Source organism: Streptomyces sp. ADI96-02, from assembly GCF_003846185.1.
GTDB lineage: Bacteria > Actinomycetota > Actinomycetes > Streptomycetales > Streptomycetaceae > Streptomyces.
The window spans coordinates 1,644,346-1,660,037 of sequence record NZ_ML123034.1 but is presented as its reverse complement, the minus strand read 5'-3'; the positions used below and the strand labels follow the sequence as shown (position 1 = coordinate 1,660,037).

Sequence of the window (15,692 nt, the reverse complement as noted above, 5' to 3'; positions counted from 1 at the left end):
CCGTTCGTATGCTCCTGTCATGACGGAGGCGGAGATTGCGGCACCACGCGCGCAGGGCGGAGCCTGGTCGTTCCTCGTTGCTGGAGACGAGACCCAGTTTCAGGGGAACGCCGGTTACGAGGACGTCGTCGAGGAGTCCTACAGCTACGACTCGACCGTGGGGAACTACCGGCGTGTCGCGGTGGGCGACCTGGTGGTCGTACGGAACGGCAGGGAAGCCCTCGGTGTGGGCTATGTGGAGGCTCTGCAGGTGCTGCCAGACCAGGAGAAGGTGCGTAGCCGCTGCCCCTTCTGCCGGAACACCGGCTTCAAAGAGCGAACCAGAGAACTGCCCCGCTACAAATGCAGCCCCTGCGGAAACGCGTTTGATCGTCCGACCCGTGAAACCGTGGAGGTCACGGCCTTCCGGGCGCACTACGGGGGGACCTGGCAGCCTCTGGACGGGTGCCTGGACAAAGGGCAGTTGAACGAACTCAGCCTGAGCCGGTCCGATCAGCAGTCGATCAAGAAGATGGACCGGACGAGGACCTTGGAGGCGATCACGTCCCGGGGAGTCCGGATGCCGAGTCCGCGTGAATCAACCGGTACGGGAGGACATCGCCCGGCGGAGCTGCCAGGAGGGCATCGGCGGACGTGGGCAGCGCTGCGGCGTGGACAGAGCGGCTTCCGCAGGGCTCTGGTGCGGCAGTACGGACTGATCTGTGCCGTGACCGGCGCGGCTCCGGCGGAGGTCCTGGAGGCAGCTCACCTCCGTCCCTTTGCCGAGACGCAGAGCCATCGCGTGGAAGAGGGGCTGATGCTTCGGTCGGACGTGCATCGCCTTTTCGACAGTGGTCTGCTCGCCATCGATGCCGGCCTCGTTGTCCGTGTGGCGCCGAGCCTGGCAGGTCACGAGCTGTACAGCGCCTTCTCCGGTACGCGTCTGCGGATTCCGTCTGACGCACCGATAGACCGACGTGTCCTCGCGGACCATCACGCGGCAACCGTCGCCACTTGGTGACGCCTTCGGTGGCACTCCACCAGCGCCCCCGCCGCCGGACCCGGCGCTCGTCCGTGACGGTGCGGGCCCGGCGGCGGAGGTGGGGTGCGGTCAGACGGGCGGTGTTCCCGGTGGGGAGGGAGGCGGGGGCGGGGTGGGGAGTGGTGGGCCCGGGTCGGGCGGGGTGCGGGGCGGGCCGCTGCCGTGCCTGCCGTCGTTCAGGACCTTGCCGTCGTTCAGGACGTTGTCATCGTCAGGGACCCCGTCGTCGGCAGGGGACTTGACGTGGTCCAGGACCTTGCGGGCCGTCAGGCCGTAGACGCCGAAGGGCGGGAAGAGGTCCACGCGGCGCGGGTAGTCGCCCTGTGCGCACTCCTCGCAGAGCAGGTCGCGGCCGGCCGCCGTGTGCCGGGCCGCGGTGGCAGGGGCGTTCCAGCACGCCTCGCACGTACGGACGTCCGTCGCGGAGAGGGCGATCATCCGGGCCTCCCCGGTGGTGCCGGTAAGGGCTGGCGGGTGGTGCGCATGCGGTGCCTCCTTCGCTGGTGGATGGGTGGCGGCCGGGCCCGGCCGCTGTCCTGCCGGAGGGGTGGGCGGTCGGGCCGGGGGTCGGGGGCGACGGCCCGGGTTCGCCTCGGGGTGCGTCGATCCGGGGTTCGCCTCGGGGTGTCGGGCCGGGGCCGTCCGTCTCAGGGGGCGCGTCGGTCCGGCGGCTCCGGGCCGTCGTCGAGGGGGAGCCACCGGCCGTGGGCCCGGTCGACCCAGGTGATCGGCGGGCCGTTCCAGAGGAAGACCGGGCCGTGCTCCGCCTCGTACGCGGTGGAACCGAGTTCGCCCGGCCCGGCGTCGCCACGGGCGGACGGGCCGTCCTCGGCCGGAGCGTCCCGGTCGGGCCGGCAGCCGGCCGTCATCGGCGGGCCTCCCGCCAGGCGCGGACGAGCCTGGTCGCCGTCGGGCAGGCGTCGCCGGTCCGGCAGGCGTCGCAGGTCATCGTGTGGCTCAGCAGATCGCGGTAGGCCACGTCGGGGGAGTCGGTCGCTGTCATGGTCGCCTCTCTGCTGATCTCGGCCCAGACGTACTCGGTGGTGCGCGTGAGGGTGTGTCCGAAGTGGTCGGCCGTGGCCAGCGCCGCGAGGACCGCTGCGTGATCGGCCTCGGTCAGCTCGGTGGGGAGGTCCGCCTCGACGCGGACGAGGGTCCCGGTGTCGGCGACGCGCGGTTCGGTGCCGGTCACGGCGGCGAGCATCCCGGTCAGCGCCGCCGCCCGCGCTTGTGCTGAGCGCACACTTCTCCCCTGGTGAAGCCGATGTCACTCCATGTAATGCTGAGTATTCAGCTTCAACCTGATGGGTTAGCTTTGTCAATATCGAGCCCGGACCGACTCATCACTCACGGAGCCGCCCCAATGCCACGCGATACGCCGTACTTGCAGGTGGCCGACGCACTGCGCGCCCGCGTGCAGGCGGGCGAGTGGGCCGTGGGAGACAAGCTGCCGTCCCGGGCCCGGTTCGCCGAGGAGTACGGCGTCGGTCAGTCCGTGGCCCAGCGGGCGATGGAACGCCTGATCATCGAGGGCATTCTCGAAGGCCGCGCCGGATCGGGCACGTACGTCCGCCGGGCGCGGGAGCGCCGGCGCATGGTCCGTTCGCGCCACCGGGAGGCACGCGGCGGCAGCCCGTTCCGCGCCGACATGCGTGAGCACGACTGGTCCGGCACATGGGAGTGCGACAGCGAGGCCCGTGTTCCGGCGCCGCGCAACATCGCCGAACGGCTGGCGATCGAGCCCGGCGACCTCTGCGTCATGACGGACTACGAGTACCTGGCGGACGGGTTGCCCGTGCAACTCGCCAGGAGCTGGGAACCGATGGCGGTCACGGACGGCACGCCCGTCCTGCTTCCCGAGATGGGGCCGATGGGCAAGGTCGGCGTGGTCGAGCGCATGCGGTCGATCGGAGTGCGCATCTCCGGCGGCATCGAAGTGCCGCGCCCGGCCCGCGCCACGCAGGAGCAGGCGAATCTGCTCGGCATCTCCGTGGGCGACCTGGTGACCGAGGTGGAGCGCACGTACTTCGACGCCGACGGCCGCCCGGTGGAGACGGCCGACATCGTGGTGCCGGACATCCGGTGGGAGATCGCGTACGAGATCGTCGTCGACGACTCGGGGTTCTGAGCCCGGCCGGGCTCCGCGGTCGCGCTCGCGCCGGTCCGGCCGGACCGGCGCGAGCGCGACGGGCTCTCCGTCTTTTCGTCCGTCTGCCGGTGTGCCGGTGTGTCGGTGTCCGGGGGCGTCCCGGGTCATGCGTTCATTGGTCCGTGAGCACCCGAATGCGACTGGCGGGGTGGTACACAGGGCTGTGCGGGGTGGCTCTCGCTCCTCTGGCGCTCTGCCTCATCAATCTGGACCCGGGCCGTGGCTTCTGGGTCAACCTGTCCGTCGCCGCCGGCTTCGTCGCGTTGTCGCTCCTGGGTCTGCAATTTCTGCTGGCGGCTCGGTGGCCGCGGGCGACGACGCCGTTCGGAGCGGACGTCGTCCTGCAGTTCCACCGGCAGATGACCGCACTCATCGTCCTGCTGGCGCTCGGACATCCGATCGTGCTGTTCCTCTGGGACTCCCGCTTCCTTCACCTGCTCGACCTCGTCGACGCGCCGGTGCGCGCGAGACTGGCGGTGCTGTCGATCGTGGCGCTGCTCGCTCTGGTGGTCACGTCCCGGTGGCGGCGCGTGTTTCGCCTCAGCTACTCGACATGGCAGGCGCTGCACGCGGGTCTCGCCCTGATCGTGGTCGGCGCCGCGCTGGCCCATGTCCTGCTCATCGGCTACTACGTGGACCAGGTGTGGGAGAAGGCCCTCTGGGTCTTCTACACGGCGGCGTTCGTCTGGATCGGGTTCTGGGTCCGCGTGGTGAAGCCGTTCCAGCGCCACCGACGCCGGCTCACCGTCGTCGCCGTGCACGAGGAGGCGGGCGGAAGCCTCCGGCTGGAACTGCGGCCGGCCACGACGGCCGCACGGAAGGCCATGACGTTCTCGCCGGGGCAGTTCGCGTGGATCATGGTCGGCCGGTCGCCGTTCGCCATCACCTACCACCCCTTCTCCTACGCCTCCAGCGCGCTGCACACCGAGCGCCTGACCTTCATCGTGAGGGCGTTCGGGTCCTTCACCTCGGCCCTGGCCGATGTACGGCCCGGCGAGCCGGTCTACATCGACGGGCCGTGGGGGCACTTCAGCCCCGACCGGGTGGCGGCGAAGGGGTGGGTGCTGATCGCCGGCGGAGTGGGCATCACGCCGATGCTGTCGATTCTGCTCACCCGCCGGGACCGCGGCGACACCCGGCCGGCCTGGCTCTTCTACGGCGCCCGCGACCAGGAGTCACTCATCGCCTGGGAGCAGCTGCGCGCCCTCGCCGACGATCCTGCCGTCACCCTCGTGCCGGTGCTCAGCCGAGCGGGCGAGGGCTGGACGGGTGAACGCGGCCGTGTCGACGCCGGCCTGCTGCGCCGCCATCTGCCGGACGACCTGACGGGGCTTCACGCCTACGTGTGCGGCCCTCCGGCGATGATGGACGCGTCGTGCGAGGCGGCGGTCGACGTGGGCCTCGCGGAGCGGTCGGTGCACAGCGAACGATTCGCGATGGTCTGATGAGCCCGTCCCGCCCGCCGCGGTCCTCGCGAGAGCGCAGCACCACCCGCGCCATGCTCCTGTTCGGTCTCATCGTCCTGCTGGCGTGTGCGGGATGGGCCGTGCTCGTGCAGCACGCGGTACCCGACGCCTGCGAGGTGAGTCCTCCGCCGCCCCGTGCGCAGTATCTGCACTGCCCCCACTGATGAGGTCCGATGTCCGACGTGCAGCCGAACCCCGCCCGGCCGGAGAGGCTTTTCAGCCACGGTGAGCGGGTGGGCCTCATCGCAGCCGCTCTCGCCACTCTGGTGATCCAGTTGGACTACCTGACCGTCGGTGTGGCGCTGCCGACTACGGCTCACCACTTCCACCGTTCGTCCACGGATCTCCAGTGGGTGGTGAGCGCGTTCACACTGGCCTTCGGCGCCGCCCTCACGGTTTCGGGATGGCTGACCGACACCTACGGCCCTCGGCGGGTGACCGCGTACGGACTGGCGTTCTTCTCGGCCAGCTCGCTCGTGTGCGCGTTCGCTCCGAGCGTGCCCTGGCTGGTGGCGGGGCGCGCCCTGCAGGGCATCGGCGGGGCGATCGTGGTTCCGGGGGCGGTGGCCATGATCAGCAGTGCGTTCGAGGGGCGCAGGAAGCGGATCGGGCTCGCGTTCATGTGGGGGGTGGCCGGGGGAGGCGGAGCCCTGGGCCCGTTCATCGGCGGTCTGCTCGTGGCCGGATTCGGCTGGCGGTCCGTGTTCCTCTTCAATCTGCCGCTGTGCCTCGCGGCGGCGTTGCTGATCCGTCTGGACAGGACCGCCCGGCACCGGGCAGGTGCGGCGGCGCAACGTCCTCCGTACGTCAACGCCATCTGCGTGGTGGCGGGTTGGGTGACGCTGACGCTGGTGGTGGACCGGGGCACCGCGTGGGGCTGGTTCTCCGCCGGAACGATCGTGGCCGGCGTGGGCGGGGTCGCGCTGCTGGCCGCTTTCGCCTACAGGGAACGGCGCGGCCCGTCCCTGTACAGCCGGGCCCTCTACGGAGACCGGGTCGTCCGGCTGCTGACCGTCGTCGGCTCGCTGGCCGTCGTGGGATTCACCCTGCTGACGGTGTTCTCCATGTTCCTGCTCCAGGAGGCGCGGGGTCTCTCGCCGTTCGCGGCCGGCTGCGTGACCCTCGCCCTGCTGGCTCCCTACGCGGCGACCACCTACGCGGCGGGCCGCCTGGCCGAGGTGAAGCGCGTCCTCCTCCTGCTGGTGTGTTCCATGGTGTTCGCGGGTGCGGCCGTCCTGGGGCTCACCTTCGTCTCGACGCCCCCCGCGTACGCGGGGATGTTCGCGCTCTGCGGGATCGGCATGGGCCTCGGCAACGGGCTGACGAACCTTCTGGTCCAGCAGCGGGTCGCCGCCGGGATGTCGGGAGCGGCGATGAGCCTGACGCTCAGCGCGAAGACCTTCGTGGCCTCGGTCGCCGTGGCGCTGGCCGCCACGGGGGCGGAGTCGCTCAACGGCCGGGTGGCGGGCGCCGCGTACAACGCGTCCGCACTCGACGCCGTCCTGCGCGCGTGCGCCGCCGCGCTGTTCCTCGGCGCCCTCTGCCTCGCGCCTCGCGCGATCCGCCGCCCGGGACCGGTGACGGGCTCCGCGCCGGACCGGGACTGACCGGCTGTCCTGTCCGGCGGCCCAGTCCCGGCGACGGCTCCGGCTCTCAGGTGAAGGCCCGGCCCATCTCGTCCAGGATCTCGTCGATGACCTCGGCCGGTTCCCGGGCCAGGTCCTCCTCGATCCACATCCGCATCGCGATCCGCAGCGAGGCGAGGAAGCCCGCCGCGAGGACGATCGGGCGGACCTGGCCCGAGGCCGGGCGGGCGGCCACCGCGTCGGCCAGGTCGCGCTCCATCGCCGCGTGATTGGCCAGCTGGCGTGCCAGCAGCGACGGGTGACGCATCGCCAGCCGCGTACGCACCGCCCACTCGCGCTCCGGCGGTGCGACGCGCTCCGAGAAGCGGGCCACCGCCGCGCGCAGGGCCGGCCAGGCGGGCTCGTCGGCGGGGCGGTCGCGCACCGCGCCGACCAGTGCCCGTATCTGCTGCTCCTCGCCGTGGAGGAGGGCGTCCTCCTTGTTCGTGAAGTAGTTGGAGAACGTCCTGCGGGAGATCCCGGCCGCGTCCGCCACGGCCTCGACCGTCACGTGGTCGAAGCCCAGCTCCACGGTCAGGCGCAGGGTCGCCTCGTGCACGGCCTGCCGGGTGGCTTCCTTCTTGCGTTCCCGCAGTCCCACCGAGCTGCTTTCCATGGGGCTTTCCATGGGGTCATTATCCACCGGGCGCAAGATTATTGCGCAGTGTGCAAAATTGCTCAATGTGCATGTATGGTGAAGCCTTCTGCCAGCAGTCCGAACCTCCCGGAGGTTGCGCGTGAGCGCAGCACAAACGGCCGCCGCACCGACCGAGGCCGCCGCACCGATGGACCACCGCCACGTCCTGCGCGCCCTCAGCGGGCTGCTCATCGTGCTGTTCGTGGCGATGATCAGCACCACCGTGGTCTCGGTCGCGCTCCCGCAGATCATCGGCTCGCTCAACGGCACGCAGTCGCAGTACACCTGGGTCGTCACCGCGAGCCTGCTCGCCTCGACCGCCTCCACCCCCATCTGGGGCAAGCTCGCCGACCTGTTCAGCAAGAAGACGCTGCTCCAGGCAGCCATCGGCATCTTCGTCGTCTCCTCCGTCGCCTGCGGCTTCGCCCAGTCCACCGAGCAGCTGATCGCCTTCCGCGCCCTCCAGGGCCTCGGCATGGGCGCGCTCCAGGTGCTCGTCCAGGTGATCATCGCCGCGATGATCAGCCCCAAGGAGCGCGGTCGCTACAACGGCTACCTCGGCGGCGTCATGGCGGTGGCCACCGTCGGCGGCCCGCTGCTCGGCGGATTCATCACGGACGCCTCCTGGCTCGGCTGGCGCTGGTGCTTCTTCATCGCCGTGCCCTTCACGCTCCTCGCCTCCGTGATACTCGCCCGTACGCTCCACCTCGCCGAGGTCCGCCGCCCCGGGGCCAGAGTGGACTACCTCGGCGCCACGCTCATCGCCGCCGGGGTCAGCCTGCTGCTCCTCTGGGTCACCTTCGTCGGCGGCGACTTCGCCTGGATCTCCTGGCAGAGCGCCCTCATGGTCGGCGGCAGCGTCGTCGTCCTGGGCGCCGCCGTCATGGTCGAGGCCCGGGTCCAGGAGCCCGTCGTCCCGCTGCACGTCGTCCGCCGCCGCGACCCCGCCCTCGCCATCGTCGCGAGCCTCGCGGTCGGCATGGCGATGTTCGGCGGCGCGGTCTTCCTCGGCCAGTACTTCCAGATTGGCCGCGGCTACTCGCCCACCGAGGCCGGGCTGCTCACCATCCCGCTGATGGCCGGCGTGCTGGTCTCCTCGACGGTCGCCGGACGGCTCGTGTCGAAGACCGGCAAGGTCAAGCCGTACATCGTCGCGGGCGTCGTCGTGCTGGCCCTCGGCTTCCTCGGACTCTCCGCCATCGACCACGAAACCTCTCTGGTCCTCGTCTCGACGGGGATGCTCGCCGTCGGCATCGGGGTCGGCATGTCGATGCAGAACCTCGTGCTCGTCCTCCAGAACACCGTCCCGCTCAGCGAACTCGGCGCGGCCAGCGGAGCCATCACCTTCTTCCGCTCCCTCGGCGGCACCATGGGCGTCTCGGTGCTCGGCGCGGTCCTGGCCCACCAGGTCTCCGTGAAGATCGCCGACGGGCTGACGAAGCTCGGCGTCGACCCGGCCGCGTCCGGCTCCGGCGGCTCGACCCTGAACATCGCCGCCATGCCGCCGCAGATCCAGGAAGTGGTCCGGGCCGCCTACGGGGACGCGACCGGGGACATCTTCCTCATCTCGGCCGGCATCGCCGTCATCGGCGTCATCGCCTCGCTGTTCCTCACCCCGACGAAGCTGCGCGACAGCGTGGATCTGTGACCCCCGCCCGACCGGAGGTCTTTCGCCGCCCCGTGCCCTCGTGCCCCGCGCCCCGTCGCGTCGGCCACGGGGCGCGGGGCGCACCGTGTTGTAGTGTTGCCAGCCCCCGCACAGGGGCCGCCCGTACGGGGCCGCCCCGTACGGGAGCCGACCGAGGAGGTGAGACCCCTGACCGCTGGATCAGGCCGGGTGCTCACCCCGTACGACCGCGTCGAACGACCGGCATGAACGACCGCTGAGCGCCCATCGGCTTCCCGAAAGGCTTCGCTCGCATGCCGGTTCACCCCTCCGTCCCCCTCTCCGCCACCGCCGCCACGCTGCGCCGCGCCGGCTGCGTCTTCGCCGAGGACGAGGCCCGCCTCCTGCACGAGGCGGCCCGCTCCCCGCGCGAACTCGACACCCTGACCGAGCGCCGCGCCTCGGGCCTCCCGCTCGAACACGTCCTGGGCTGGGCCGAGTTCCTCGGCCACCGCTACGCCGTGGACACCGGCGTCTTCGTGCCCCGCCGCCGGAGCGAACTCCTGGTGCGGCAGGCCGCCGCACTCGGCCCCGGCCGGGCCGTCGTCGTCGACCTCTGCTGCGGTTCGGGCGCGCTCGGCGTCGCGCTGGCCGCCGCCCTGGACGGCGTGGAACTCCACTCCTGCGACATCGAACCCGCCGCCGTACGCTGCGCCCGCCGCAACCTCGGCGGCCTCGGACACGTCTACGAGGGCGACCTGTTCGCCCCGCTGCCCGCCGCTCTGCGCGGTCGCGTCGACCTCCTGCTCGCCAACGTGCCCTACGTGCCGACCGGCGACGTCGACCTGCTGCCGGCCGAGGCCCGCGTCCACGAACCGCGGGTCGCCCTCGACGGCGGCGACGACGGACTCGACGTGATGCGCCGGGTCGCCGCCGACGCCCCGAACTGGCTCGCCCCGGGCGGCAGCCTGCTGGTGGAGACCGGCGAACACCAGACGCCCGCCGCCGTGGAGGTCGTCGCCGCCGCCGGGCTGATCCCGCGCGTGGTCGTCTCCCCGGAGCTCTACGCCACCGTCGTCACCGGGACCGCTCCGGGAACCGGTACCGGGTCTGGCTGAACGGCTCGCCCTTGCCGAAGCCGAAGACCGTACGGGGCGACACGGCGAACACCAGGGCCCGGCCCGTCCCGCGGCTGTGCGTGAAGGCCCCGTCCTCGACCCCGAAGCGCCAGTCGCCGCCGTACTTCGCCTCCCACTCCCGCGCCAGCCCGGTCAGCCGTCCGTGCTCCGTCACCCGCTCCGCCCGGCCCTCGACCACCACGTCGAGTCCGGCGTCGAGGGTGTTCGCCCCGGTCGTCAGGACCGCCTCCGGGTTGGCCCGCAGATTGTGCGCCTTGCGCTCCTCCGGTCCGGTGGAGAAGTGCAGCGCGCCGTGCGACCAGACGCCGATCAGCGGTGTGACGTGCGGGCGGCCGTCGGGGCGGACCGTGGACAGCCAGTACAGCGGGGCCGAGGCCAGGACGGCGGCGGTCTCCGGCCACGGGCCCGGCCGGGCGTCCTCGCCGCTGTAGCGCGCGTCCAGCTCGACGACCGGGTCCTGCTCGTACGTGGGCATGGTTCCTCCCGGGATGCGGTGGTGCGATGACGGTGGGTGGACTCCGCGACCGTGCCGAATTCATCGCCGCGGCGGCGGGATCGCGGACCCGGGTGCGTACCGGCACCCTCCAGAACCTTCCCGCGATCCCTCCGGATCCGCGCGCGATGCCGTACGCGGTGCGTCGCGTGGCGGGGCCGCGCCCGCATACTGGGCGTACGCGGGTGCTCCGACGCGGCTGCGCGGTGAAGCGGCCGATCTCGCGCGCCCGGCAGGGAGCGCGGGACAGCCCTCGGGCCGGACGGGCTGTGGCGCACGCGCGTGCACGGAAATGGGTCGGCGGGCAGGGGAGCGCGGAATGACGACGGTGCCGGGGCGCAGGAGCAGTACGTTCACCAGGCTGCTGCGGCACGGGTTCACCGATCCGTCCGCCGCCGAGGACCTGCTGGAGATCGACGCCCTGTCCTCCGTCCGGTCCGATCCGGTCCTGCTGGAAGCCCTCGGCGCCACCGCCGACCCCGATCTCGCGCTGCGCGGCCTGGTCCGGATCGTCGAGGCCGAGGAGGAGGGCGAGCGGCAGGTACTGCTCGACACGCTCGTCACCGCCAAACCGCTGCGCGACCGGCTGCTCGGCGTCCTCGGCGCCTCGGAGGCGCTGGGCGACCACCTGGCCCGCCATCCGCGCGACTGGCAGGCCCTCGTCACCTACGAGGCCGCCGACCTGCACCCCGGGGTAGCGGACTTCGAGCGGGGCCTCGCCGAAGCCGTCGACCCGGACTCCCTGCGCGTCGCCTACCGCCGCTGCCTGCTCACCCTGGCCGCCCGGGACGTCTGCGGGACGACCGACCTGGCCCAGACGGCCGCCGAACTGGCCGACCTCGCCACCGCCACCCTGCGCGCCGCGCTCGCCATCGCCCGCACCGCCGCCCCCGAGGACGCGGCGCAGTGCCGGCTCGCCGTCGTCGCGATGGGCAAGTGCGGCGGGCACGAGCTGAACTACGTCTCCGACGTCGACGTGATCTTCGTCGGGGAGGCGGCGGCCGGGGCGGAGGAGACGGCGGCGATGCAGGCCGCCACCCGGCTCGCCGCGCACCTGATGCGGATCTGCTCCGACACCACCGTCGAGGGGTCCATCTGGCCGGTCGACGCCAACCTGCGCCCCGAGGGCCGCAACGGGCCGCTGGTGCGGACCCTGTCCTCGCACCTCGCCTACTACCAGCGGTGGGCCAAGACCTGGGAGTTCCAGGCCCTGCTGAAGGCCCGTGCGGTCGCCGGCGACCCGGAGCTCGGCGCGGAGTACGTGGAGGCCGTCTCACCGCTCGTGTGGCAGGCGGCCGACCGGGAGAACTTCGTCTCCGACGTGCAGAAGATGCGCCGCCGGGTCGTCGACAACATCCCCGCCGACCGGGTCGAGCGCGAGCTCAAGCTCGGCCCCGGCGGCCTGCGGGACGTCGAGTTCGCCGTACAGCTCCTCCAGTTGGTGCACGGCCGCAGCGACGCCTCGCTGCACAGCGGGACGACCCTGGAGGCGCTGCGGGCGCTCGCCGAAGGCGGGTACGTGGGCCGCGCGGACGCCGCGCAGCTCGACGAGGCGTACCGCTTCCTGCGCTCCATGGAGCACCGCATCCAGCTCTTCCGGCTGCGCCGCACCCATCTGGTGCCCGACGACGAGGCGGACCTGCGGCGGCTCGGGCGGTCGCTCGGCATGCGCACCGATCCGGTGGCGGAGCTGAACAAGGCGTGGCGGCGGCACGCCTCCGTCGTACGGCGGCTGCACGAGAAGATCTTCTACCGCCCGCTGCTCGACGCCGTCGCCCAGCTGGCCCCCGCGGAGTCCCGGCTCAGCGCGAAGGCGGCGGCGCTGCGGCTGGAGGCCCTCGGTTACGCCGATCCGGGCGCGGCCCTGCGCCATCTGGAGGCCCTGTCCTCCGGGGTCTCGCGCAAGGCCGCCATCCAGCGGACCCTGCTGCCGGTGCTGCTCGGCTGGTTCGCGGACTCCGCCGACCCGGACGCCGGGCTGCTCGGTTTCCGCAAGGTGTCCGACGCGCTGGGCAAGACCCCGTGGTACCTCCGGCTGCTGCGCGACGAGGGCGCCGCCGCCGAGAACCTGGCCCGGGTCCTCTCCGCCGGCCGCCTCGCCCCGGACCTGCTGCTGCGGGCCCCGGAGGCGGTGGCGATCCTGGGCGATCCGGAGGGGCTGAGGCCGCGCACCCGGGAGCACCTGGAGCAGGAGGTGCTGGCCGCCGTGGGGCGGGCGGACGGCGCGGAGTCGGCGGTCGCGGTGGTGCGCGGCGTGCGGCGCAGGGAGCTGTTCCGTACGACCGCCGCGGACATCATCGGCTCGTACGGCACCGAGGAGAACCCGGCCGAGCAGGACCACGGGGCCCTCGTGGACCGGGTCGGCTCCGCCGTCACCGACCTCAACGCCGCCACCGTCGCGGGCGCGCTGCGGGCCGCCGTGCGCGAGCGGTGGGGCGACACCCTGCCGACCCGGTTCGCGGTCATCGGCATGGGCCGCTTCGGCGGGCACGAGCTGAGCTACGGGTCCGACGCGGACGTGCTCTTCGTGCACCGGCCGCGGGACGGCGTGAGCGACGAGGAGGCGAGCCGCGCGGCCAACGCGGTCATCGCCGAGATGCGGCGGCTGCTCCAGCTGCCGACCGCGGACCCGCCGCTGCTGATCGACGCCGACCTGCGTCCGGAGGGCAAGAGCGGGCCGCTGGTGCGGACGCTGAAGTCGTACGCCGCGTACTACCGGCGGTGGTCGCTGGCCTGGGAGAGCCAGGCGCTGCTGCGGGCGGAGCCGATCGCGGGCGACGCGGAGCTGGGCCGGGACTTCGTCGAGCTGATCGATCCTCTGCGGTACCCGGCGGACGGGCTGGACGACGACGCGGTCCGCGAGATCCGGCGGCTCAAGGCGCGGATGGAGTCCGAGCGGATGCCGCGCGGAGCCGATCCGACGCTCCACGCGAAGCTGGGCCGGGGCGGGCTGAGCGATGTCGAGTGGACCGTGCAGCTGATGCAGATGCGGCACGGATCGGCGGAGCCGGGGCTGCGCACCACGCGGACCCGCCGGGCCCTGGCCGCGGCGTGCGCGGCCGGGCTGATCCCGGCGGAGGACGCCCGGACGCTGGACGACGCCTGGGTGCTGGCCTCCCGGGTGCGCAACGCGGTGATGCTGGTGCGCGGGAGGCCCGGCGACACGTTCCCGTCGAACCCGCGCGAGACGACGGCGGTGGGCCGGTACCTGGGCTACGAGCCGGGGCACGTCGGCGACATGCTGGACGACTACCGGCGGATCACGCGGCGGGCGCGGGCGGTGGTGGAGGAGCGGTTCTACGGCGCGGCGGGGTGAGCGCGGCGGCCGGGTCCCGGACGGACCCGCCGCCACGACCGTCCTGTCCGGAGGCCGGGTCCCGGACGCCGGGTCCCGGACGGGACCGCGCCGCTACGGGCGGCGGGCCGCCGCGTCCGCCTCCGCGGCCCGCACCCGCGAGGCCGCAAGGGGCCGTGGCCGGAGCTTCCGGCGGATACCGGTGAGGCGGTTCCGCCGTCCGTCGGAGGGGATCTGTTTCGGTAGATGGTGCGGGAGCGAGCCGTACCAGAGGCGGGAGACCGCGTAGCCGAAGGCGAGGCAGGCCATGCCGCCCGCCGCGTCCAGCCAGAAGTGGTTGGCGGTCGCCACGATCACGACCAGCGTGACCGTCGGGTAGAGCAGGCCCAGGATCTTCGCCCACGGCGCCGAGGCCAGCGTGAAGATCGTCAGACCGCACCAGAGGGACCAGCCGATGTGCATCGACGGCATCGCCGCGTACTGGTTCGACACGTTCTTGAAGTTGCCCGAGGCCATCGAGCCCCAGGTCTGGTGCAGCAGCACCGTGTCGATGAAGTTCCCGCCGCGCATCAGGCGGGGCGGGGCCAACGGGTAGAGGTAGTAGCCGAGCAGGGCCACGGCCGTCGTCGCGAAGAGGACGAGCCGGGTCGCCGCGTAGCGGCCAGGGTGGCGGCGGAAGAGCCAGACCAGCACCCCGATGGTCACCACGAAGTGCAGGGTCGCGTAGTAGTAGTTCATCGAGATGACCAGCCATGTCACGGAATTGACCGCGTGGTTGACCGTTTCCTCGAATGCCAGGCCCATCGTCTTCTCGGCCGACCAGATCCAGTCGGCGTTGCGCAGGGCCTCGGCCTTCTGCTCCGGGACGGCGTTGCGCACCAGTGAGTACAGCCAGTAACTGACCGCGATGAGCAGGATTTCGAACCAGAGCCGCGGGCGCCGGGGCGCTCGCATCGACCGGATCCTGTTCATCACGCGGTTCTCGCGCCGGGCCTCGGGGGCCGCCTCGTCCACGATGGGTGACGGGCTGGTCGCCGACCGGCCTTCGTGTTCTCTCACGTATGTCTCACCCATAGGCACAGAGTCTGCCAGATACGTCCCCCTCCGCTCGATCATCCTCCGGTCGGGTGCGGGCCGCACGTCCTGCGTCTCAGGGACGACTGTGCGACCCTGACGCGTGTCCGGGTCCGGAAGCCGTTGAACCGCGTACCACCAGCTCAGGCATGAAGACGAACTCGCTGTGCGGGGCCGGGGTTCCGCCGATCTCCTCCAGGAGCGTGCGGACGGCGGCCTGGCCCATCGCCGTGACCGGCTGGCGGATGGTGGTCAGCGGCGGGTCGGTGAACGCTATGAGGGGCGAGTCGTCGTAACCGACGACCGACAGGTCGCGCGGCACCTCGCGCGCGAGCCGGCGGGCCGCCCGGATCGCGCCGAGCGCCATCATGTCGCTCGCGCACACCACCGCCGTGCAGCCGCGCTCCATCAGGGCCGAGGCGGCGGCCTGACCGCCCTCCAGGGTGTACAGAGAGTGCTGGATCAGCTCCTCCACCTCCTCGGTGGAGAGCCCCAGCTGCTCGCGCATCGTGAGGTGGAACCCCTCGATCTTGCGCAGCACCGGCACGAAGCGCTTGGGGCCGACCGCGAGTCCGATCCGCTGGTGCCCGAGCGCCACCAGGTGCGTGACCGCCAGTCGCATCGCCGCCCGGTCGTCCGGCGAGATGAACGGCGCCCGCACTTGCGACGAGAAGCCGTTCACCAGGACGAAGGGGACTCCCTGTCCGCGCAGTTGCTCGTACCGCTGCATGTCGGCCGAGGTGTCGGCGTGCAGCCCGGAGACGAAGATGATGCCGGAGACGCCCCGGTCCACCAGCATCTCCGTCAGCTCGTCCTCGGTGGAGCCGCCGGGGGTCTGGGTCGCCAGCACGGGGGTGTATCCCTGCCGGGTCAGCGCCTGGCCGATGACCTGGGCCAGCGCCGGGAAGATCGGGTTCTCCAGCTCCGGCGTGATCAGACCGACCAGCCCCGCGCTGCGCCTGCGCAGCCGTACCGGACGTTCGTAGCCCAGCACGTCGAGTGCCGCGAGGACGGATTCGCGGGTGGCCGCCGCTACTCCGGGCTTGCCGTTCAGGACCCGGCTGACCGTTGCTTCGCTGACCCCCGCCTGAGTTGCGATATCGGCAAGCCGTGCGGTCATGGAAGGCGACTGTACCGGGCCGGTGTCGGATTGCCCACTGTGCCGGGGGCGGGGCGCGGGCCCGTCG

The 15,692-nt window shown here is 72.2% G+C and carries 14 protein-coding genes; 7 read left to right on the top strand and 7 right to left on the bottom strand.

Annotated features, from left to right (window positions below; all coding sequences use genetic code 11):
• Positions 1–19: 19 nt before the first annotated feature.
• Positions 20–1,000 (top strand): HNH endonuclease, encoded by a 981-nt coding sequence (locus EES43_RS07270; RefSeq protein WP_124267955.1) that lies wholly within the window; start codon positions 20–22, stop codon positions 998–1,000.
• A gap of 90 nt (positions 1,001–1,090) precedes the next feature.
• On the opposite strand, the gene EES43_RS07265 is transcribed toward EES43_RS07270, so the two are convergent.
• The 3 genes from EES43_RS07265 to EES43_RS07255 all read right to left on the bottom strand — a co-directional run bounded on the left by EES43_RS07265 (position 1,091) and on the right by EES43_RS07255 (position 2,225).
• Positions 1,091–1,459, bottom strand: a complete 369-nt coding sequence (locus EES43_RS07265) for a hypothetical protein (RefSeq protein ID WP_124267954.1) — start codon at positions 1,457–1,459, stop codon at positions 1,091–1,093.
• Positions 1,460–1,668: 209 nt separating this feature from the next.
• Positions 1,669–1,890, bottom strand: a complete 222-nt coding sequence (locus tag EES43_RS07260; protein WP_124267953.1) for a hypothetical protein — start codon at positions 1,888–1,890, stop codon at positions 1,669–1,671.
• Positions 1,887–2,225: a hypothetical protein gene (locus EES43_RS07255; RefSeq protein ID WP_124271831.1), complete on the bottom strand. Its 339-nt coding sequence runs from the start codon at positions 2,223–2,225 to the stop codon at positions 1,887–1,889. The genes EES43_RS07260 and EES43_RS07255 overlap by 4 nt, the downstream gene beginning before the upstream one ends.
• 159 nt (positions 2,226–2,384) lie before the next feature.
• Between EES43_RS07255 and EES43_RS07250 the strand changes: the two genes are divergently transcribed.
• The 3 genes from EES43_RS07250 to EES43_RS07235 all read left to right on the top strand — a co-directional run bounded on the left by EES43_RS07250 (position 2,385) and on the right by EES43_RS07235 (position 6,243).
• Positions 2,385–3,149 carry a GntR family transcriptional regulator gene (locus EES43_RS07250; protein WP_124267952.1) on the top strand — a complete coding sequence of 255 codons (765 nt, stop codon included), beginning with the start codon at positions 2,385–2,387 and terminating at the stop codon, positions 3,147–3,149.
• 143 nt (positions 3,150–3,292) lie between these two features.
• Complete coding sequence (locus EES43_RS07245) at positions 3,293–4,615, top strand: ferredoxin reductase family protein (RefSeq protein ID WP_124267951.1); 1,323 nt, start codon at positions 3,293–3,295, stop codon at positions 4,613–4,615.
• Between the two features lie 254 nt (positions 4,616–4,869).
• On the top strand, positions 4,870–6,243 hold the full coding sequence (locus EES43_RS07235) for an MFS transporter (RefSeq protein ID WP_164493125.1): 1,374 nt from the start codon (positions 4,870–4,872) through the stop codon (positions 6,241–6,243).
• A gap of 46 nt (positions 6,244–6,289) precedes the next feature.
• Here the strand turns inward: EES43_RS07235 and EES43_RS07230 are convergent, their stop codons facing one another.
• Positions 6,290–6,877 (bottom strand): acyl-CoA-like ligand-binding transcription factor, encoded by a 588-nt coding sequence (locus EES43_RS07230; protein ID WP_124271830.1) that lies wholly within the window; start codon positions 6,875–6,877, stop codon positions 6,290–6,292.
• Between the two features lie 169 nt (positions 6,878–7,046).
• On the opposite strand from EES43_RS07230, the gene EES43_RS07225 reads away from it, so the two are divergent.
• Together EES43_RS07225 and EES43_RS07220 are read left to right on the top strand one after the other, a co-directional pair.
• Positions 7,047–8,546, top strand: coding sequence for an MDR family MFS transporter (locus tag EES43_RS07225; RefSeq protein ID WP_124271829.1), 1,500 nt, complete (start codon positions 7,047–7,049; stop codon positions 8,544–8,546).
• 272 nt (positions 8,547–8,818) lie between these two features.
• Positions 8,819–9,622: a putative protein N(5)-glutamine methyltransferase gene (locus EES43_RS07220; RefSeq protein WP_124267948.1), complete on the top strand. Its 804-nt coding sequence runs from the start codon at positions 8,819–8,821 to the stop codon at positions 9,620–9,622.
• Here the strand turns inward: EES43_RS07220 and EES43_RS07215 are convergent.
• Positions 9,582–10,118, bottom strand: coding sequence for a pyridoxamine 5'-phosphate oxidase family protein (locus tag EES43_RS07215; RefSeq protein WP_124267947.1), 537 nt, complete (start codon positions 10,116–10,118; stop codon positions 9,582–9,584). The two genes, EES43_RS07220 and EES43_RS07215, sit on opposite strands and share 41 nt — an antisense overlap.
• 337 nt (positions 10,119–10,455) lie before the next feature.
• Between EES43_RS07215 and EES43_RS07210 the strand changes: the two genes are divergently transcribed.
• Entirely contained in the window at positions 10,456–13,452 is a 2,997-nt protein-coding gene (locus EES43_RS07210; RefSeq protein WP_124267946.1) for a bifunctional [glutamine synthetase] adenylyltransferase/[glutamine synthetase]-adenylyl-L-tyrosine phosphorylase, read from the top strand.
• A gap of 93 nt (positions 13,453–13,545) precedes the next feature.
• Here the strand turns inward: EES43_RS07210 and EES43_RS07205 are convergent, their stop codons facing one another.
• Both EES43_RS07205 and EES43_RS07200 read right to left on the bottom strand, forming a co-directional pair.
• Positions 13,546–14,505 carry a phosphatase PAP2 family protein gene (locus tag EES43_RS07205; RefSeq protein ID WP_124267945.1) on the bottom strand — a complete coding sequence of 320 codons (960 nt, stop codon included), beginning with the start codon at positions 14,503–14,505 and terminating at the stop codon, positions 13,546–13,548.
• Positions 14,506–14,581: 76 nt separating this feature from the next.
• On the bottom strand, positions 14,582–15,625 hold the full coding sequence (locus EES43_RS07200) for a LacI family DNA-binding transcriptional regulator (RefSeq protein WP_124267944.1): 1,044 nt from the start codon (positions 15,623–15,625) through the stop codon (positions 14,582–14,584).
• Positions 15,626–15,692 lie beyond the last annotated feature (67 nt).